The sequence below is a fragment of the Nocardia amamiensis genome (assembly GCF_015477605.1).
In the GTDB taxonomy this organism is placed as follows: Bacteria; Actinomycetota; Actinomycetes; order Mycobacteriales; family Mycobacteriaceae; genus Nocardia; species Nocardia amamiensis_A.
This window is the reverse complement of sequence record NZ_JADLQX010000043.1, coordinates 1-19,335: the sequence shown is the minus strand read 5'-3', so window position 1 is coordinate 19,335 and position 19,335 is coordinate 1. Positions and strand designations below refer to the sequence as shown.

General features: G+C 67.9%; 22 protein-coding genes. 1 reads left to right on the top strand and 21 read right to left on the bottom strand.

Annotated elements, in window-relative coordinates; translation table 11 throughout:
• Window positions 1-10 precede the first annotated feature (10 nt).
• From IU459_RS33535 to eccB, 8 genes are all read right to left on the bottom strand, one after another.
• On the bottom strand, window positions 11-1,390 hold the full coding sequence (locus IU459_RS33535; RefSeq protein ID WP_195133615.1) for a sensor histidine kinase: 1,380 nt from the start codon (window positions 1,388-1,390) through the stop codon (window positions 11-13).
• Between the two features lie 30 nt (window positions 1,391-1,420).
• Entirely contained in the window at window positions 1,421-2,080 is a 660-nt protein-coding gene (locus tag IU459_RS33530; protein ID WP_195133614.1) for a response regulator transcription factor, read from the bottom strand.
• Window positions 2,081-2,227: 147 nt separating this feature from the next.
• On the bottom strand, window positions 2,228-2,590 hold the full coding sequence (locus IU459_RS33525) for a hypothetical protein (protein ID WP_195133613.1): 363 nt from the start codon (window positions 2,588-2,590) through the stop codon (window positions 2,228-2,230).
• A 107-nt stretch (window positions 2,591-2,697) separates the two neighbouring features.
• A complete protein-coding gene (locus IU459_RS33520; protein WP_195133612.1) occupies window positions 2,698-4,314 on the bottom strand; it encodes an MFS transporter in 1,617 nt (538 codons plus the stop codon).
• Between the two features lie 102 nt (window positions 4,315-4,416).
• Window positions 4,417-4,773, bottom strand: coding sequence for a YbaB/EbfC family nucleoid-associated protein (locus tag IU459_RS33515; RefSeq protein ID WP_195133611.1), 357 nt, complete (start codon window positions 4,771-4,773; stop codon window positions 4,417-4,419).
• A gap of 42 nt (window positions 4,774-4,815) precedes the next feature.
• A complete protein-coding gene (locus IU459_RS33510) occupies window positions 4,816-5,280 on the bottom strand; it encodes a YbaB/EbfC family DNA-binding protein (RefSeq protein ID WP_195133610.1) in 465 nt (154 codons plus the stop codon).
• Window positions 5,277-6,344: a hypothetical protein gene (locus tag IU459_RS33505; protein ID WP_195133609.1), complete on the bottom strand. Its 1,068-nt coding sequence runs from the start codon at window positions 6,342-6,344 to the stop codon at window positions 5,277-5,279. Before IU459_RS33505 ends, IU459_RS33510 begins: the two co-directional genes overlap by 4 nt.
• 116 nt (window positions 6,345-6,460) lie before the next feature.
• Complete coding sequence (gene eccB / locus IU459_RS33500; protein ID WP_195133608.1) at window positions 6,461-7,867, bottom strand: type VII secretion protein EccB; 1,407 nt, start codon at window positions 7,865-7,867, stop codon at window positions 6,461-6,463.
• A 108-nt stretch (window positions 7,868-7,975) separates the two neighbouring features.
• Between eccB and eccE the strand changes: the two genes are divergently transcribed.
• Window positions 7,976-9,739 carry a type VII secretion protein EccE gene (gene eccE / locus IU459_RS33495; RefSeq protein WP_195133607.1) on the top strand — a complete coding sequence of 588 codons (1,764 nt, stop codon included), beginning with the start codon at window positions 7,976-7,978 and terminating at the stop codon, window positions 9,737-9,739.
• A 57-nt stretch (window positions 9,740-9,796) separates the two neighbouring features.
• On the opposite strand, the gene IU459_RS33490 is transcribed toward eccE, so the two are convergent.
• The 13 genes from IU459_RS33490 to IU459_RS33430 form a co-directional block, all read right to left on the bottom strand.
• Complete coding sequence (locus tag IU459_RS33490) at window positions 9,797-10,090, bottom strand: hypothetical protein (protein ID WP_195133606.1); 294 nt, start codon at window positions 10,088-10,090, stop codon at window positions 9,797-9,799.
• Window positions 10,091-10,131: 41 nt separating this feature from the next.
• On the bottom strand, window positions 10,132-10,449 hold the full coding sequence (locus tag IU459_RS33485) for a WXG100 family type VII secretion target (RefSeq protein ID WP_195133605.1): 318 nt from the start codon (window positions 10,447-10,449) through the stop codon (window positions 10,132-10,134).
• A 78-nt stretch (window positions 10,450-10,527) separates the two neighbouring features.
• On the bottom strand, window positions 10,528-11,310 hold the full coding sequence (locus IU459_RS33480) for an ESX secretion-associated protein EspG (protein WP_195133604.1): 783 nt from the start codon (window positions 11,308-11,310) through the stop codon (window positions 10,528-10,530).
• Window positions 11,307-12,317, bottom strand: coding sequence for a PPE domain-containing protein (locus IU459_RS33475; protein ID WP_195133603.1), 1,011 nt, complete (start codon window positions 12,315-12,317; stop codon window positions 11,307-11,309). The genes IU459_RS33480 and IU459_RS33475 overlap by 4 nt, the downstream gene beginning before the upstream one ends.
• A gap of 36 nt (window positions 12,318-12,353) precedes the next feature.
• Window positions 12,354-12,659, bottom strand: a complete 306-nt coding sequence (locus tag IU459_RS33470; RefSeq protein WP_195133602.1) for a PE domain-containing protein — start codon at window positions 12,657-12,659, stop codon at window positions 12,354-12,356.
• Between the two features lie 13 nt (window positions 12,660-12,672).
• The gene (locus IU459_RS33465; RefSeq protein ID WP_195133601.1) at window positions 12,673-14,022 is read right to left on the bottom strand and encodes a hypothetical protein; all 1,350 of its coding nucleotides are present in this window, start codon (window positions 14,020-14,022) and stop codon (window positions 12,673-12,675) included.
• Window positions 14,019-14,339, bottom strand: coding sequence for a type VII secretion target (locus IU459_RS33460; protein WP_195133600.1), 321 nt, complete (start codon window positions 14,337-14,339; stop codon window positions 14,019-14,021). Before IU459_RS33460 ends, IU459_RS33465 begins: the two co-directional genes overlap by 4 nt.
• Window positions 14,340-14,490: 151 nt before the next feature.
• Window positions 14,491-14,787, bottom strand: a complete 297-nt coding sequence (locus IU459_RS33455; protein ID WP_324199126.1) for a YbaB/EbfC family nucleoid-associated protein — start codon at window positions 14,785-14,787, stop codon at window positions 14,491-14,493.
• Window positions 14,784-15,287: a hypothetical protein gene (locus IU459_RS38905; RefSeq protein ID WP_228838877.1), complete on the bottom strand. Its 504-nt coding sequence runs from the start codon at window positions 15,285-15,287 to the stop codon at window positions 14,784-14,786. Before IU459_RS38905 ends, IU459_RS33455 begins: the two co-directional genes overlap by 4 nt.
• Window positions 15,280-16,062, bottom strand: a complete 783-nt coding sequence (locus IU459_RS33445) for an ESX secretion-associated protein EspG (protein WP_195133599.1) — start codon at window positions 16,060-16,062, stop codon at window positions 15,280-15,282. The genes IU459_RS38905 and IU459_RS33445 overlap by 8 nt, the downstream gene beginning before the upstream one ends.
• A complete protein-coding gene (locus IU459_RS33440) occupies window positions 16,059-17,675 on the bottom strand; it encodes a hypothetical protein (RefSeq protein WP_195133598.1) in 1,617 nt (538 codons plus the stop codon). The genes IU459_RS33445 and IU459_RS33440 overlap by 4 nt, the downstream gene beginning before the upstream one ends.
• Window positions 17,676-17,714: 39 nt before the next feature.
• Window positions 17,715-18,539, bottom strand: coding sequence for an ESX secretion-associated protein EspG (locus tag IU459_RS33435; protein ID WP_195133597.1), 825 nt, complete (start codon window positions 18,537-18,539; stop codon window positions 17,715-17,717).
• Window positions 18,539-19,335 (bottom strand): hypothetical protein (locus IU459_RS33430; protein ID WP_195133596.1); only part of this gene is annotated, 797 nt, incomplete at its 5' end. The genes IU459_RS33430 and IU459_RS33435, both read right to left, overlap by 1 nt.

Below are 19,335 nucleotides of genomic sequence, written 5' to 3'. Positions count from 1 at the left end.
CTTCAGGCGTTCACCTGGATGTAAGGTTCGTCGCGACCGAAGCCGGAAAGCTGGCCGTGACGACCAGACCGCACGGGTCGGCTACGTCGACGAAGAACAATCCGCCGTACTGGGCCGCCATGGTCGCCGCGATAGGCAGACCGAGACCGGAACCGCCGGCCGTCGCCTGTGCTCCGCGAAAGAATCGGGTGGTGAGCTGATCGAGTTCGTCGGGTGACACCCCGACGCCGTCGTCGCGCACCGACACGACCACCGACTCGCATTCGTGGCTGACGGTGATCGCGGTATGGGCATCGCGGCCCGCGTAGCGCGCGGAATTACTCAGCGCGACATCGAGAATCTGGGCGAGCACACTCGCCGGAACGTCGGCCTCGGCGACCTCCGCGGTCGCATCGAGAGTCAGGGTCATCTCGGCGCGCTGGAACGCGGCATGCCACGCGTCCACTCGATCCCGTGCCACCGATACCGCGTCACAGCTCGACGTGTTCTGGCGCACGGCCGCGCCGCCGTCCTTGGCATCGGCCACCGCCGAGGTCAGCAATCCGTCCAGCAACTCGGCGAGCCGGTCCACTTCGCTCACCACACCGGCGAAGGTGGCCGCCGCGTGATCCTGGGCGATCATCGGCTGTAGGGCCTGCAGCCGAACCGCGAGCGCGGCCAGTGGATTTCGCAGCGAATGCGCCGTATCGACCACCAGTTTGCGCTCGGCCGCGGCCAGGTCGGCGACGGCCCGGGTAATCGCCGCGACACCGACCGCGAGTTCGACGATCTCCGGTGGCCCCTGGCCTCTGGACCGGGGGCCCCGCGGCTCCGCGCACCGCACCGGCAAGGTCGAGGTCAGCGCGTCGACATCGCGGCGCAGCTTGGACACCGGTCGCAGGATCCACCCCGATACCCCGAGCGCCACGCCGCCGAACGCCAGCACAGCGGTGGCGGTCACGCAGGCGAGCTGAATCCAACTGTCGGTGATGCCGCGGCGAGTCGCCGAGGTCGAGATCGCGATGACGACCACACCACCGGCTTGCTGCGAGGTTCCAATGGGCTGGCCGACCACCATCGGGTGCGTACTCCACGGATACAGTGTCTCCGGCGGTACGAACCGGTGTGCGTTGTTCGACACCTCGATGACCCGTGCGTCGGCGCGGTCCACCCCGACGTCGACCATCACCCTGCCGCTGCCCGCGATCACCAGGACACCATCGCCGGTCTGCTCGAAATAGGTCTGCGCCTCCCCTTCGAGGCGTGCCGGATCAACCGATGCCGTCGCCGCGAACTGGTTGGCGACCTGGATCCGATCGATCACCATCGCCTGGGTCCGGCTCGACGCCAACTCCATCCCGATCCCGATCCCGAAGCAGATCATGCAGATCGCCGCTAGCAGCGTGAACACACTCACCAACCGAACGCGCATCCGGCGAGGTCACCTGGTCCAGCGGTAGCCGAAGCCGTGAATGGTGGCGATCAGTCCGGGGCGGTTCAGTTTGGCCCGCAACGCGCCCATGTGAACATCGAGCGAACGAGACGTGGACGGGGTTTTCTCGCCCCAGATCTCGTGCATGATCGTGTCCCGGCCCACCGCGGTGCCCGCGCGCTCGACCAGCACCCGTGCTATGGCGAATTCTTTCTGGGTCAGCTGGACCGGCAGACCGGCCACCTCGACGGCACGAGCCCCCAGGTCTACGGTGACATCACCGGTAACCACCACGGCCGGACCGGATTCGGTTGGCTGCCTGCGTCGCACGACCGCTTCCAGGCGGGCGGCGAGTTCACCGAGCCGCGGCGGTTTGACCATGTAGTCGTCGGCTCCGGCGCGCAGGCACGACACCACCGCCAACTCGTCGCCCTCGGCGGTCAGCATGACCACCGGAACCGTGCTGACCTTGCGGAGCTGGCGCAGCACCAGGTAACCGTTGACGTCGGGCAGCCCGAGATCGAGCACGACCGCGTCGTAGTCGGCGTGCGAAGTCAGCAGGTCGAGCCCGTGTGACAGATGGTCGACGGCCGGGAAACCATGGGCTCGGAGGCCTTCGACAACAGCACCGGCAACGCCCGCGTCGTCTTCCACCACCACCACACGCACGAACCCGGTCCCTTCCACAAGTCCAGGTCCGAGCCTGAACAGGAGGTGAGACTACAGTAGCCGATCACGCCTGCCGTCGCGGAGTGGAGCATCGCCGATCGGTGAACTTTGTTGTCCGGCAACGTCCCTCACCGAGGCGACCCGAGGTCAGGCAGTCGCCCTGCCGGCACCGGCGCGCGGCTCGGCCTGCGGGGCCGGTGCGACCGTGATCGGCGGATAGCCGGTCGGCCGAGGGACGGGCGGCAGGCTGGTGAACCGTCGACGCAGGTTGTTCAGCTGCCGATAGACCTCGCGCTGTTCCTCGTGCAGCGCACGGATCTCCTCGTGTAACAGTTCCGCCTGATCGACGAGCTGGGCATAGAAGTGCCGGCCCTGCTCGAGCTGTGCCCGTTCGGCTCGCGCCCGGGTCAGGATCTCCTCGGCCGAGGTTCGCGACGTAGCCGGTCGCGCCGTTCCAGCACCCGGCCGAATGCGGCGCCGACCGGGAGTGCCATCGTCAACCTTTTTCACGACAACCCCAGCCTCTCAATAGTCCGTGCGCCCCGAAATGAATTATGCGCACCGCATCGAAAGCGTCAACCCTGCCGCGAATTTCTTGATATCGACTTTGCGAATATTTATATTTCCCGCGTATTCTTTGGAATCTCTTGATAACTCGTGAAATTCCCGGCACTCCGCAGGCGGGCGCGGGCGGTCAGGACGCCGATTACGAGCATCATCACGACGACAACCACGATGGTGGCGAGCAACGCCTGCCGGTAGCCGACCAAGAACGCGTTCTGCACCGCCCTGGCGAGCGGCCCACCGAGCGTGTCGCCGACCGAGGCCGCCGTTGCCACGTTCATGCCCAGCGGTTGCCCGACCGCGACGATGCCTTCGTGCGCGGCAACCTTGGCCGGAATGACAAGCCCCGCTCGATATCCCTGGTCGACGAGACCACCGGCTACCGCCAAACCGAGCAGGCTGCCGAGTTGGACGACGGCCGACTGCGCCGCGAACAGGACGCCGTTGCGGGTCGACGGCAGCGCGGTACCGATCGCGTCGAGCGCGACCGCCATCACGATGCCCATACCCACGCTCATCACCGCGACCATCCCCACGATCCGCTCCAGGCTGCCCGCCGCGTCCGCGGTCAAACCGACAGCCAGGCCATCCAGCACCATCGTCAAGCCGATGATCAGCGGAGTTGTTGCGCCGGTACGGCGTTGCAGCACCGCACCGGCCTTGGCGCCCGCCGCGGAGGCCACGCAGGCGGGCAGGAAGATGAGCGCGCCGGCCACCACCGGGTCGGTACCACGCACCGCCTGCAGGTACTGGATCGTCACGAAGACGATGCCGAATTCCGCCACGACCGCCGCGGACAGCGCGAACATCGCGGGCTGCGCCCGCGGATCGGCGCGAAGCAGAATGTCGTGCGGCAACTCGCCGCCACGGCGGGTTGCCGCCGCCAGAACCAAGAGGACGGTGCCTGACCCCAGCAGCACGATGACCGGAACCGCGGTCCAACCCCAGTCGGGCGCCTTCAATAGACCGAGCGCGACCAGCCCCGAACCTACCGTCGCCGCAACGACACTCGGCCAATCCACCGGAGCTTGCGGATCGCCGGGGCAGCGCGGTACGAACTTGACGATGCCGGCCAACAGTGCCACCGCGACCACGGCGTCGGCGAGGGCGACCCGGGGCCACCACAGATTGTTCAACAGCAGGCCGCTCACCAGCGGAACGACTGTCACACCCGCGGCCAGACAGCCTGCCCACAACAGCAGCGCCTGGGCACGTTGCCGACCGGCATTGCTGACCAGCACGAGGATCGACAGCGACGCGGGGACGATAGCGGCGACACCCGCGCCCATCACTATTCTGGCCACCAGCAACGGAATCGAGGTCGCGGCCAGCAGCATGTGGGCCACCAGACCCGCGAGAAAAGTGACACACCCGGCAACCAGCACTCGTTTGGCGCCGCAGCGGTCGGTGAGCACACCACCGATGAGTAGAAACACGATGAGCGACAGCACATAAGACTTCGGGATCCACAGCGAGAACTCGAGCACGTCCCGGTCACCCAGCTGCTGCAGCAGGGTCGACACAGCGACGCTGTGCAACGAAACGTCCTGGCTGATCAGGAATCCGGTGGCGCCGATGAGCGACAGGACTAGTGCGCGCCGCCCGCGGTTCGACGGCAGCGCCGGTTGCGTCCGGATCACTCGGCCTGGACGGGTGATCTCGACTGCCATGGTGCGCCCTCAACTCGATAGCTCGGCCACCCCCGATCGGAAGTCTCGACTATCGGTGGCGATCTCGCCAGTCGGCACGGCGCGGGCCCACCGCGGTCGGCATCAGCCCAGGTGATCGCGCAATGAGGTGATGGTGGCGAACAGGTCGTCCAGTTTGGGCGCCTCGGCCTGGTCGACGTCGAGCGGCGCCATCAGTTCCTTGGCCTTGCGCGCGACGTCGAGCACGGCCGCCCGCGACGCCGCGGTGACAGCGTCGGCGAGTTCCGCCGGGGTCAATTCGCCGATCGCGCCGGAAAACTTGATGTCGGTGGCGATTCCGTCGGCATTCACGGTGACGCGCACCCGCCGTCGCGCCGTGGTGCCTACGCCGAGCAGTAGCGCACGTGCGGCTTGCAGACCGGCGATTTCGGCCATCTTGGCCTGAAATCCCTCAACGGCAGCATTGAAATCGTCATCCATGGTGGGTGTCCTCTTGTCGCGCTGGAGAATTCGGCGGGCGACTTATCGGTCCAGAATTCGATGACCATCATTTCGACGATCGTTCAGCGTGTTTTCCGACGGCGGAGTCAGCGGTGCCGGTGTGTGCGTCGGCAGTTGCGCCCGCAGCTCGGCCAGGCCCGCGAACAGATCCTCGGGCTTGGGCATTCGCGAACGCAGCTCGGCTGCCGGGGCCAGGAGCGTTTCCTGCTTGGCGGCCACCTTCGCGGCCGCAGCCTGCGCCGCCTGAACTGTCGCGCGGGCGATTTGGCCATAGCTGAGTGTGTTGATGTCCTCGGCGTAGTACGTCTCGATGATCGAGCCGGAAACATTGACCACGACGGTGATTCGGCCGTGTTCCACGGTGGCGGACGCGGTCAGCGCGTCGCGGGCACCGCGCAGATCGCGCATCTGGCTCAGCGCCCGGCCCACGGCGTCGATCAGATCAGCGGCATCGGCCGCCGCGCTCGCGTTCTCCGGTCGTATCACTGTGCCGCCACCTCTGCCATCGCCGCCCGTTCATCGAATTCGACCCGTAGTCCGGCGTATCGCGCCAGATACGCGATCACCGCCACGGGATCTTGCTGGCCGTCGAGATCGGGCAGCAGCACCATGAACCGGGCCGGGTCCGGGTCCTGCTCCCCCACCAGCGCGATCAGCTGCCCAGTCCGTAAACGCAAGACCAGCAACGCCTGATCGTCGTCGGGAACCTCGGCAAAGCCCGCCTTCACCGCCCACTCCAGGGCCGAGATGCCGATATCCACCCAGCCGATGAGCCTGCTCGACCCCGGCGTCGGCCAGGTGTGCGGGTCGACCGCGACCGTGACCGGGTCCGGCCAGGGCCGCCGCCGATCCAGCTCCGCCAGCAGGCGGCCGAAGAAGCCCAGGATCTCGTCCCGGTCGACGCCGTCGGCCGCCTCGACGGCGGGAGCGGGCACCGTCCGCGCCGAAACCGCGTGCGCCAGTGCCGGATAGAACTCCTCGACCGTCTCGGCATAGCTGACGCGGTCGATCAGGTCTTCGGCTGCCGCGGCGACGACCCCGGCGGCGGACAGATCCTCGACGTGGGCCATCGATGCGCAGAGCTGAACCAGCGGCGCGGACTCGTGGTCGGTGAACTCGAGCGCATCGGACGGCGTGACCGGTGCGGGCACGGGTTCGAGTGAGAAGAACGGGCGGTCGACCTCCGCCACGGCCAGACTGTTCGGATAGGCGTCCCCGGTATCGGGTCGATAGCGTAGGTAGAGTTCGGTTTCAGCACCGCTCAGTCCGGGACGCTCACTGTCGCCTGGTTCGCCCTCGACGAACCCGACCTCCCAGGCCAGGATCGCTGCGAGCTGCGCCGCCGACAGCAGACCGGCGGGCATCGGCTCGTCGGTAACGGTGCAATCGGCGTCAGTGGCCGTAGCGCTGACCAACATCACCCGCAGTTGTTCCGGCGGGGTCGCACAGTGTCCGGCGGCGTCGAGGGCGTCGGATCCGACGATGACACACACCCCGCCGACAGCGACGACGACGGCGCCATCGTTTCGCCTGCCCACAATCCGCGGCATCAGCAAGTCCCCTTCGCGTTCGACTGCCCGGAAAGTACCCAGCCGACGCACGGGCGGCGACCGGGCACGATCTGGTCGCCACAGCCGTTCACCTTCTCGTCACCCGCGGACACCGGCTACGACCCGTCGGTGCGGACGACATCCCTGGCGATGAGGGCGGATTGGCGATCCAGCATCGGCCCCGCGGGCAGTTGGCTGATGATCTGCCACGGCACCAGCTTCGGCTCGGCGGTCTGGCCGAGCATGGCTGCCGTCGCGGCGTCCGGAATACCGAATCGAACGCCGGTGTCGGTGACATAGAACAGGCCATCGCGCCGGGTGCTGTCCAGCTCGATACCGGTGACCTGCACGAATTCGCCGGTTCCTGCGGGGATGTAGGCCGTGTGGGCGGCCTCGCCCCCGACGAGCCGCACCGGTGTCCGGCCGGACGCCAGCGGCAGTTGCCTGCCGACGAGCAAGCGCAGGGTGGCGGCTTGATCACTCGCGCCACGTGCCCAGCTCGCGCAGGCCACCGGATCGGTGTCCATGGCGACGATGGACGGGACGCCGGCCGGGAACTGCCCGATCGGCAGGGTGTCCAGCACCGGCAGACCGCCGATCGCGTCCGGGGACAGCAGCGGAATGACGGTATGCCCCATCGAGTTCGACGCGCGCAGTACCTGCGCGGTGAACTCCGAAATCTTCTGCACCCCGTCGGTGAGCACCACATACGGCTGCGCGCCGTTGACGCCTTGGACCCGAATCACGGACCCCACAACGACATTGCCGCCGCGCACGGCGCTGGGCGCACCCGCGTCGGGGATCTCCGGATCGAGGAGTTCAGGGGCGGCGACGGTCGCGTTGAGCAGTCCGGCGCCGATCGGCCGCGGCCGCATCCCGCGAATCTGCAAGGTAGCCACGACCGCATCGCTGCTCATATCGATGCGAGCATGCTTGCCGTCGTAGATCAGGTAGGTGGCGCCGTCATAGGTCGCGAGCACCGCCTCATCCGGTCTGCCCGGCCGGATCTGCGGGCCGAGCTGTGGCACGCCGTCGAGAACCGTACTGCGCACACCGTCGGTCGCGTCTTCGCACAGCGTCCACTCGGAGCGATCGCGATCGACCGCCCCCGGCAGCGACGCGGGGGCGCCGGGGATGCCGAGCAACGGTCCGCGCGGCACCGAGGCCAGCTTCGAATCCTTTACCGACGTCGGTGATTCGCTGGTACCGGTGATCAGCCTGGCCGAAGCCAGATTCAGCACCGGGTGCATGGTCTTGTCCACCATGACGTAGAGGGCGCCGCTGTCGCCGGCCATGATGATCTTGGCATCGCCGAGTTGCCCCTGCGGCCGCAGGAACGCCAGGACGCCGCAGCCAGCGGTCACCAGCACTGCCAGCACCAAGCCGGTCAGCAAGGAACGGAATTGGATGCGCATGGGATCGTGCAGCATTCGCACATCGCGGCGAACCAGCGCGTGCTCGAAACGCTGCAGCAGAAATCTGTATCCATTGACCTGCGCCCGGGTCGTCAATTGTGCCGGCATTTCAACTCCTCCGTGCGCATGAACACCGTGTGGCTGAATGCGCACACTCGTCTGGCGTGTGAGAGGCTACCGCACCACACAGGTGCGCGCCGAATGGAGATGTGCTGAATGAAGAGCGAGACAATGCCGCCGGAAAATACTCAGGAATCGTCGGATCCGCCACCGCTGAGTTCAGGTCGGAGCGAACTGTTCACGCGGGTTCCGTTGTCCATCGTGCTGCCCTCGGCGGCCGCGGGAACAACGGCCGCCACCATAGCCATCATCCTCGGCGCAGATATTCGAGTGGCGCTCGGCATCGGGATCGCAATTGCGTTGCTCGGTGGCGTCCGAGTTCGGAAAACCAATGTTTGGCGAATTCTGGGAATGCGCGGCTCGCTCTGGTGGCGCAATCGGCGCGGTAGTGGTAGTGAACCACGCCCGGAGCCGTTCGATGTCGATATCCCGGACTCCGCCGGCGCCCGCTGTGGCATGCGCTGGGACGGCCGCCACCTGATCACCATGGTCGGGCTCGGCCGCACCGCGGTGCGGCCGACCCTGCTCGGATCGGCTCGGATCGAGGCGGGCGCGGCCATCTCACTCGCCGATGTGGCACGGTGCCTGTCCCAGTTCGACATTCGGCTGGCCGCCGTCGACGTTGTCACGCTCGGTGTCCGCACCCAGGGCCCGCGCAACGTCGTCCGGGTCTACGAAAAACTGCTCGGGCCACTGCCTGCCGCCGCTACCCAGAACGTCTGGCTGGTCCTGCGTTTCGACCCGCTCGACAACGTCGGCGCGATCGACAACCGGGGCAGCGCACAGGAAGGCGTGATCCGCACCGCCCTGGTCGCGACGCGCCGGGTCGCGGGTCGCATCGCCACCAGCGGCGTCAGGGTATCGATCCTGACCGCCGACGAACTGGCGGCCGCGGAGGCCGCCGTCCTGCACGACAACGACCCACAGCAGTGGGCCGAGGATTGGCAGGTCTTGCGCGGCGGCGACATCGAATTGACCGGGTACGCCGTCCGGCCACAGCTCCTCGAACCGGAGGTGCTCGCGACGGTGTGGACGCTGCCCGGCAAGTCGGTGCTGACCCGCTTGCGCATGACACCGGCCGTCGAATCGGACTCGCCGGGCCAGCGCGGCGCCATGGTCGCGCTGAGCGCGGTCGTGCGGCGCGACCTGGCCGGCGTCGGTCATCACGACGCCGAGGAACCGCCCGCCGAACTCGGGTTGCGTCCGTTGCGCGGACTGCAGCGCCGGGTCCTGCTCGACGGCGGGCACCTCGAGCCGTCCGCCGCGCTGCGCGGAGTACCAGCGGCGATGTCGCGATTCACGGTGCCGGCAGCGGGGTGTGGTCAGGTGATCGGCGCTACCGATGACGGGCTCGGTGTCGCGGTGCCGCTGTTCGGGCCCGCGGTCCGGCGGGTGGAAATCGTCGGGTCGCTGCGGCTGACCCAACTGATGGTGCTGCGCGCGATCGCGGTGGGTGCGCAGGTGATCGTGCACAGCGTTCGCCCCCGGGAATGGGAATGCCTGGTCGCGGCGGTCGGCGCGCCTGCCGCGCTGTCGTTGCCCGCGCCCGGTAGCGCGCGATACACGGCCGCGGCCACGATGATCGTTTACGACGGTGTCGCCTCGGCTGGGCAGGTGTCGGAAGCGACGGCCGTCCATGTCCGTTCGCCGCGGGAGTCCGCGGCGGTTCTGCTCGGCGCCGATGTCGCGCTGATCGAATCGGCGGACGTGCCCGGGCGGGTGCACATTCGCAGCGCGGGCCAGGAACTGACCGTCCAGGTGGTCTCGATCCGGGAGGAAGTCGAGTACCTCGAGGGCGCTCGGACCGACGCCGAAACCGAGGTCGAGCCGCAACCGGAGCCGGCCCTGCAATCCGCATGAAAACGGGGGCCCGCGGCCAGTTGGCGGCGGGCCCCCGGGGACTCCTCGGTGCCGGATCTACCAGACGAAGTCGTCCGCGACGTGCTGATCGGTCGCCCGGGCCTTGTCCAGCGCGGCCTGCACGTTGTCACGTCCCTTCTTCAGCAGTACGAGCAGGTCGTCCAGGTCGGCGATCAGGGTCTTGTGCTTGGCCAGGAACGAGCCGGCGGCGCCGCCTTCGCCGCTCTGCCAGCCATCCCGCACCAGCGAGGTCGCCGCGTTCTGCGCGTTTTCCCGCTCCGCGGTAATGGCCGTGTGGTAGTTGTCCATATCGGTGATCAGCTGGATGACGCCCGCAGGGTTGTACAACATTGTGCTGGTTCCGTTCTCAGAAGTGGTTTCGGTGGTTCCGGTCAGAGGTAATTCGTGTTCAGCGTGGTGAACCCGCCCATGCTCTCGTTTTCGGTTGCCGCGACCTTCGTTTCACCGGTACGCAACGCCTCCGAGACCTGGCCCAGATCGACATTCACTTTGCGGATCTTCGCCTGCAGTTCGTCGGCGAATTTGGTGAACGCGACATTGGCTTCACCTTCCCAATCCTTCTTCGCGGCGATCACCGTCGCCTCGAGGTTGTCGACGCTCTTGTCGATGGGCGGAATCACGTCGGCGTACGCGTTCGCATACTTCTGAAAAATGGCGAAATCAAGGTGGAGAGGATCTGCGTCAGCCATTGACATTTCCTTTCGGATGATGATGTGTTGAGAATTCCGGAGAAGTGACTCCGGACGATGGGTGGATGCGCGTATCGATTACGGCATCCAGCGGCCCTCGGGCAGCGCTTCGATCTGCGCACCGACGACATGGGCCAACCGGCGATCACTGCCGGGGGCCAAGGTCGTCCACGGTTGCCCGTCAGGGGCCATGCTGCCGCCGCCGATGATCCGGCCGGCCGCGGTGTCGTACACGGCGACGGCGGCGGGCGACCGCACCGGGCTGCCGTCACGGTGGGAGTAGCACACCAACTCGGCGACCGAAATGCACTGGCGCAGTGCGACTCCCACGGTCAGCGCGTCCGATTCGGACATGCCGAGCTGGTAGGCGGCGCTGGCCTCGGTGGTTCCCGCGTCGTCGAGCCGTCGACGCAGTTCGGCGGTGGGGGCGGTGAGCGCCGGGATGTCCGCGGGTGGACGGGCGCCGAGTGCGGCCAGCAGCGGCCGGCTCAACGCCACCGGATCCTCGTCACCCCACACGGTGCCGATCTGGATTTCGTCGCCCACTCGCACCGCCACCGCGTGGTCCAGGCCGCGCCGGGCCAGGCAGATTCGATGCACGCCATCGCGCCGGATCCGCAGGGCCAGTTGCCTTTCCGGACGGGCCAGGGCGAACAATGCGGTGGTCAGCTCGTCGTCGAGGACGTTCCCGTCCTCGTCGAGCACGCCGCGCCCACACAGCTCCGCGACAGCGGCGACGCGGGCGGCATGGAAGTCGGCGTGCTCACTGTGCCGTGGGCGCAGGGCGAGAACCACCGGAAGGGTTTGCGCGCCGAGCTTTTCGGCGACGACGAGGGCGGCATCGACGGTCAGGGTCGTCATTGCGACGCCCCGGCGGTACGAGACTGCGCTACGCCGCCCAGAACTGGTGGTGCGGTGGCGAACCCGGCCTGGACGACGATCTGCTCGCCGAGAGCTCCCGCCTCGGCTGCCACCGCCCGCTGACCGGCTTGCGGCGACACCGGAACCGGCGAATTCGTGGGCGGCGCGAGCATCGACGGTGGCGGTACCTGCGCGGCCGTTGCCACGACAGGAGCGCCGGCCGTTGCCGCCACGATCGGCGCGACGGGTTGCGGGATCGGCGTGAACACCAGCGACTCACCGCCGACCATCAGGGTCGGCGTCGGCGCGACAGTCAGCGCCGACAGGTCGACGACCGACGAAAACTGCAGTGCGGGAGGAGAAACGGCCTGCGAGTCCGGAGGCGGCCCCGATGACCCGTCGACGACCGGCTTCGACGTCTGCTTCTGCTCGGCGAGTAGGGCGGCTCCCGCGGAGACGGCAGGGGCCGCCTCTTGCTCCCACGCCGCGGACAGCTTGTCACTGCCCGCCTCGTAGGTGCGCATCACCTGGGCGGCGTGGTCGCGCAGGGCATCGACCTGATGGTCGGCAGTGTCGAACAGTCCGGCAAGCGGTGCGCCGAGCAGCGTGCCGCTGACCATCTCCTCGGCCATCCGCACCGCCGCCGCCACCTCGTCCACGTGCGGCATCGTGAGCTGAGCGATCTCGTAGGCCGCGGCCTGCTCGGCGGCCGTGGCGGCATTGTGCTGGGCGGCGGTGGTGATGTCGTCGAACCAGTCGGCCAGCTGCGCCAATTGGGCGATGCCCTCCGCGCTGGAATCCGATCCCCACGCGTTCCCGACAATGGCGAGGATGGCGCGATACTCGGCACCGGCCTCACCCAGGCCCAGCGCGAGCGCTGCGTAGGCAAGCCCCGCCTCGGCCATCGGCACGACGCCGGGGCCGGTCATCAGCTCGCGTGCCAACTGCTCGGCCGGTACGGCGTCCCACATCGTGCCGGTGAATCCGGCGTGCGGAAGTTCGACCATCGCGTCACTCCTCGTCTCGGTGTCTGCCGCGCGGTACTACGCCAGGCGCTGGAACGACTGCACGGCTTCGTCGTCGGAATCCCCGACGAGGTCGGCATGGGAACGCAGGTTCGCGGCGATCTTGCGCAGTTCGCCGATGCCACCCAGGTAGGACTGCTCGAACGAACCGCTGACCTGTCGCAGCACCTGCGCGGTGTGCCGCGACACCGGGTCGGCGGCGCCCGGCACCGGACGCAGCGCGTCGCCGCGCTGCAGTATCCCGCTCTCCAGGCCGTCGGCCAGCATGTCCAGCCGACCGGCCGCCATCCGGGCGAGTTCGTGATCTATCGCGATACTGCTCATGAAAGTTCGCCTCCTACAGGCTGAATGGGGTATCCGGGTCGCCGGTCGTTTCCACGCCGATGACGGGTGCCGCGGTCTCGGGCGGGTGACCTCCGACCAGTTCGTCGCCATAGCGGGCATCGACCGGCGATTCCGGTCGGCCGCCCGCCGAGCGGGCCCGCTCGGCGCCGGTCGAGCCGGCGCCAGGGGCGAAAGGCGGGAGTACTTCATGCGAGTACGTCGCGGTCGACGCCGATATCAGCGGCGTGCCGACCGGGCTCGCGGTCGCCGCGATGACGCCTTCGGCTTGCCACCCGCCCAGCGGAGCCGCCGCCGGGGCGACCGCCGCTCCCCCACTCGTCGACCCGACCGGCACGGCTGCCGTAGCGGAGCGCGTCGGAGCCGGCGCCGCGGGGTCGGCGGCAGGCTTGGCCGGGAACTGCGCGGAGACCTCTTTACCGATGGTCTGCGCGACCGAGAGCAACGGCGTCACCACCTGCTGCAATTGCGACAGCAACTGCGTCACGGTGGGCTGGTTCGGCGAGGAGGGCGCGACCCCGGCGGTGGCAGACGCCGATCCTGGGGAGGGCAGCGAACTGACCGCCGACACATCCGGCGCCGAGGGACTGGCCGCCGAAACCGTTGGGGTGAGCGAACGCTGGACTTTGCCGAGGTCCGCACGTTTCGGGCGGCGAGTCGGCACCGGCTTGCCCGCCTCGGTCATCTCCGCCGACTGCGCCAGCAACTGCGCCTTGGTCTGGGCGGTGATCGCGATCGCCTCGGTGCCCGCCTCGATGGCGGTGGCCAGCAGCGCCGCCTGGCCGGGCGGCGTCACCAGCGTGGGCCCGAGCGCTGCGGTGGTGAGCGCGAAACGCGTTGCCACCGCCGCAATTTGCGCATATCCGGTAGCGACGGTGCCCGCGGCGCCACCGGTGGTCAGGTTGATACGCGCGGCCTGCTCGGAGATCGATGCGGACGTCGCCACGGTGTCGACCGCCGCCGCGGTCGCCGCCGTCGCCCCCGAGCTCTCCATCGACTGCAGCAGCTGAATGCCCGTTGAGGCCAGCTGCATCGCGGTGCGCACCGCGTCGGTGACATTCCGCATCAACGTTTGCGGATTGAACTCCCCCCCGCCCAGATTGCCGTTACCATAGCCGCTGATCAGGTCGGTTACCGGTTTGAACAGTGCCGCCGGGTCGAGCGGCGGGAGGACCGGCAGACCCGGCAGCGGCGGGAGAGCGGGAAACTGCGGCAGCGCGGGCAAGCCGATGCCGGCCAGCACCTGCTGGGTCGGCTGATCGAGAAGCGGAGCGGCCGGCGTATTTCGCAGCGCGTCGAGAACGGTCGGATGTAGCGGCGCCGCCAGGGGTTGCGCGAAAGTCATTGTTCGGTGCCCGTCAGCGGAGCGAACGAAGCCACGCTGTGCTGCTCGGTCAGTTCATAGGAAGCCGCGGCCACCCGCGCGGTATCGGCGGTGGTGGTGAGGATTTCGACGAGCTGGGTCAGTGCGGCGAAGTGGTTGGCCTGGGCGTAGGCGAAACTCGTCAGGAATTCGTGACCGATCAACCCGAAGGTCGGAGCGATGGCCGCGATGACAGCGGCCTGGTCGACGGCCCCCGCGACGGCGACCGTCGCCGCCATCCCGTCCGAAATCTCGCCGTATCGGCGGAATGTCTGCGGTTGCACATTGAGGACGTTCATCGCGGTACCCTCCTGGGCTGGTCTGTGATCTCGATACCTAGACGGCTCGCGTCAGAAATCTAATTCGGGCCGCGGTGTCCGCAAGCGGTGCGCGAGCGGCGGCCCCTGCTGTTCACCTGCCCGTTGACTCGGCCGTGCCGGCAGGGCAGCGCTAGCTGTTCACCTGACCGTTGAATTCCTCGATCAGTTGTCCGCGCGTTCCCAAAGCCCGCCGCACCGCCGCAGCGGCGGTGGCGACGAGCACCCGTTCGAACTCGGACGGCGACAGCCTCGAAATCCCCTGTGTCAGACGGACGTCGAGCAGTCGGCCCACCCCGTCGACCGAGACGGTGATGGTCCCGTCGGCATCGGTGTGGTCGACCCGGACAGCGGCGAGATCCGCGGCGAGCCGTCGCATCCGATCCAGTCGTGCGCGAGCACCTGCCTCGAGGGCAGCGAAATCTGTCACCACGACTCTCCATCCCGGTCGAGCCAGCTGTGCGGTTCGTACCCGTGCTCCAATTCCGCTGCGAGCTCGTGGTGTTCGACCGCGTCCTGGGACGGCAATTCGAGCAGGTCCAGCGCCGATTCCGGGACACCGATCTCGGCCAGGTACGCACGCCGGAGCAAGCCGGCCCGGTTGGCCGCGAGCTTGCACAGCCGCAGAATGTCGTCACCGAGATCATCCGGGTCGCGCCGGAGTTGGTCGGCGGTGAGCCGAACCGCCAGCGGCACAGCCGAATCGGTCGCGGTCACGATGATGTCACCACCGCGCAATGCGGCCTCGCCGGTCGAGTAGGGCGTGAAATCAGATTTCGGTGCTTCCAGGTCCGGCGCGTCCCGATCGAGCGTCGTCTCCGGGTCTCGCCCGGCCTCGGCCCCGTCGAAGACCGGGCTCTCGTGGATCGTGGCGCCGAAAATCGAGTCCGCGGACCACTCGGCGTCGATTCTCGGGGGTTGTTCAGACACGTCGCTCGTCCTCCATGGTCTGTGACACGGTCGCGATATCGGCGGCGATCATGGTCGCCAGCGCCGTCCGGTCGACCGCGGTCGCGACCGGTCCTGCCGTCTCGGCGACGGCGTAGCGGCCGTCATCGACCAGATCTCGCCATTCGATGCGGTAGGGCGTGATGCCGCGCGGCCCGAAGATCGAACTGCCCATACGGGTTTCGATCACTCCGAGCCGCTCCGCGGGCCGTCGCAGCCACGCCGCGCTGGCGCGATCGGCCGCATAGTTGTCGTAGACCGGAGACCGGCCGTAGTGGTGGTCGACCTCCGCGCTCGCCGGGCTGGTGATCAAAGGAGTGTCCGACCCCCGCCCGGCCACCCGAGCGGGGAGCGCGCCGACCACCGCACCGGCCAGCCGATCGGCATCGCCACTGCTGATGACATAACCGCCACTGTGCCAACGGGTTTCGCCGGGAAGCTGGCGAATCAGGGTCGCCACGTCGCCCTGCCGGGCTCCGACCAGGCGAAGCTGGCCGGCGGGGTCGCCGCAATCGCGCGGGTCGAACGCCACCGCGGTGACCCGGATATCGGCGTGGGCGACCCGGGTGAGGGCGTCGTGCAGACCGCCGTCAGCCGCCTCAGCCAGCCCGGCCAGCGCCGCCGCCGCCAGTCGCGCCCAGTCCCGCGTGTTGTCGCCGCGATTCAGCGCGAACAGCGGCGACGGTAGCCGGTCCTGAAAGAGCCTGTCCCACAGCGCGATCAGTTCGGTATCGGTGAGCTGCCAGGTGCGGCTCACCGATCGAGCACCGGTCTGATGCCGCGCCCGTGCTGCCCGAGCGCCTCGTCGAGATGCTCGGTCGAATCCAGCAGTTCGGACCGCTTCTTCTCCTTCTCCTCGCCATTCGGGCGGCCGGGGTGACCGCCGAACGGGACACCCGGTTCGCGCCCACCAGCGGGCCCGGCCCGCCCGGGCAACTTCTCGTCCGGAACGGCGGTGAGGCGGGGGAACAGCTTGGCCTCCTGGTTTTTCAGCTGTTCCAGGGCGAATACGCGACCGGTCCCACCTCCGCCGCCACCGCCCTTGCCGACGAACGGGACGTTTCCGGGCGGCAGGAGGGCGGAATTCATCAGCCACGGGGTGCTGCCCGATTTTTCCGAGGTCAGGTCGTCGGAAAGGTTGCTCAGCGTCTCGAATGGTTTGTCCTCCAGCCCTTCCGGCAGGTTCGGGGTGTTCGGTCCCGTTTCGGGTTCGGGATTCGGGAGCCCGGAGGAGGGATCGTCGCCGTCGACGGGCGGGTTGTCACCGCCCGTCGGAGTATCGCCGACGGGCGGTGCGTCACCGCCGTTGTTGGCGGGGCCGGTCGGCGGCTCGTCGCCGGAATCACCGCCGGACCCGTCTGCACCGGGCGTGTCGAGCGCATCGATCGGTGTCGGCGCCGTCCCGCCGACGTCCAGGCTCGGCGCCACCACCTCGTTCGGCTGTGGTAGCGCCACGATATGGGTCGTCAAATGCATGTAGTTCTCGGTGTAATGCGTTTGGAAATGCTCTTGGAACCGGAGCAGGTCCGCGTCGTTCTGCGTCTGCTGTGAGGTGGTCGTCGCGGGCGGTGGTTCGGGGGTCTGCGGCATGCCGTTCTTCGTCTGCTGCAGCCAGCCCGAGCTGAACACCAGCGAGTCACCCAACAGATTCATATCCGTCGTGAGCTGCTCGGAGGCGAGTACGTACTGCGTCGTCGCCAGAATCGCCGCGTCCGCACCCGCGCCGGTCCACTGATCCGACGCACCGGCGATGGTGGTCCGCAGGGTGTCGAAACCACGGTCCAACCCCTTGGACAGCCAGTACCACACACCGCCCGCGTCGGCGACCGCCTGCGCATTGATCGACTGGCCGACGTTGTACAAAACCGACCAATCCAGCTGCGAGCCCGCCTCGGGCCAGAACAAGGCCGGGTCGTAGAGCGTCGTGGTATCCGGCTTGTTCGAATGCCGGGGAATCTTCACCGATTTGGGCGCTCCGCTGGGAGGGGTGCCCGGTGGGCTGTCGAAGGAGATTCCCTCGAAGCTCACGGCCGAGTTGTGCTCGGTGAGGTCGTATTTCTTGCCCGCGGCGAGAAACGTGTTGCCCATATTGGTGAGGATGTTGCGATGCCGATCCATGCGTTCCAGCAACTCGGTGGCGATCTTCGAGTTGAACAGGGCCCACATCTGCACCCCCGATACGCACGCGGCGAACACCGGACTCGCACGTTCATAGTTGCCCTGCACCCAGGTGTGCACGCCGACAACGACATTGAGCATGTCCTCGACGTGCTGCGCGCACTTCTGCGCCGTGCCCGCCTCGAGCAGTAGCTCCGCGTTGGCCAAGCTCGCCCATTTGGTGTTGTCCGAGACATCGGAATCCAGTGCCATGTCGACTCCAGTCAACGCAATCGGTTCGGATCGGTCATCTCAAAGTCCGTCGTCGTAGACGCTGACCCGGGAGATTCCACCGCGCGACTCGTCCCCCCGGATGCGCTGCAGTTCAGCGCATTCCCGTTCGATGAGCCGCACCAGCCGTTCGGCATCGGTCGCGACCGCGGCCACCGGCGGCCCGGCATCGATGATGTAGCGGCCATCGCCGGGATGGTCTTCCCAGAAGATCCACTTGGTCACCTGGCCGCTCGGGCCGAAATTCGAGTGACCGTGCGTGATCTCGATCCGGCCGACCGTGGATTTCGGCGCGGCCTGCCACTCGCGGCTCCGGGTATCGACATCGCTGTCGCCTTCGTCGAACAGCGAACTGCGACCGTGCCAGTGATCGAACGCGGGCTCGGCCGTCGAGCTCAGCAATTCGATCTGCGACTGGCTGCCCGCCGCCATCGGGGGAAGCTTGTCCACGATCACCCGTGCGAGCTCCACCGCATCGCACTCGGTGATCACCAGTTCGTCGTGACTATAGGGCGACCGCACGCGGAATCCCTCGACCAGGATCGCTCGGTCGCCGAACAGTTTGCCCGCCATCGTCCACTGACGGGCCAGATCATGGGGCGCGCTCTCATCATTGGCGAGCACCGCGATCCGCACATCGGCCTGCATCGACTTCACCATGACCTCGGCCAGCGCGGGGTCCCACGCGGCCTGCAGCTCACCCCAGACCCGAGCCTTGACGAATTGGAAGTCGAAATGTCCCTTCACGTCGGCGACGTAGGCGAACGGCCAGCTCGTGCGGCGTCCGACCAATCGTTCACGCAGCACCAGGTAATCGAGGCCGGTGAGCCGCCAGGTCCGTTCCATCAGTTGCCACCCTCCGCCGTGATACCCGGGACGCCCGCCGATCCCGGCTCGCCGACGCCGTCATCGGTCGACCTCGCCGTCGTGAAATCCTGGAATACCGCGGGCTGATTGCCCGCCGCACGTCCTAGTACCCCCAGCTGAAGTAGTTCTAGTGCCTCGTTCGGGCTGGGCAACAGCGCCCGCGATTCGATCGGACCGGTCGCACCCGGTGGGAGGAGTAGCTCCTCGACCTCAGCTATCTCCTCGCCGATCCGCTCGGCAGCCTCGGCCAATGCCTGCTTCACCGTCAGGGTGCCGTCTTCGACAGCTTTGGTCAGCGCCTGCAATCCCGGGCCGAGTTGCGCGGCAAGTTGATTGCCGAGTTGCGCGAGAGTCGTGATGCCGGAAGTGATGAGCTGCAACACTTCCGAGAACATGCTGAGCATCTCGGAGGTGGAGAGAGCGCCGCTGGCGCCGGGGGCACCGCTCGGACCGGTGCCCTGGCCGGGACTGCCCGAGGGTGCGCCGCTCGGGCCGCCGTTTCCACTGGACCCGCCGTTTCCGCTGCCCGAACCCGCGCCTGATCCGTTGCCGCTGGCTTCGTTGCCGTTGCCGCCGCCGGGTCCGCTTCCGGATCCGCCGCCGGTGCCGCTGTTTCCGCCTGTGCCGGGTCCGCCGCTGTTGTTGCCTCCGCCGCCGTTGCCGCTCCCGCCGCCATTGCCGCCGTTGTTGCCTCCGGTTCCCCCACCACCGCCTGTCCCACCATTGTTGGCGGGTGCCGCGGTATTCGGGTCGACGAATTCGGGGACCTGGCCGA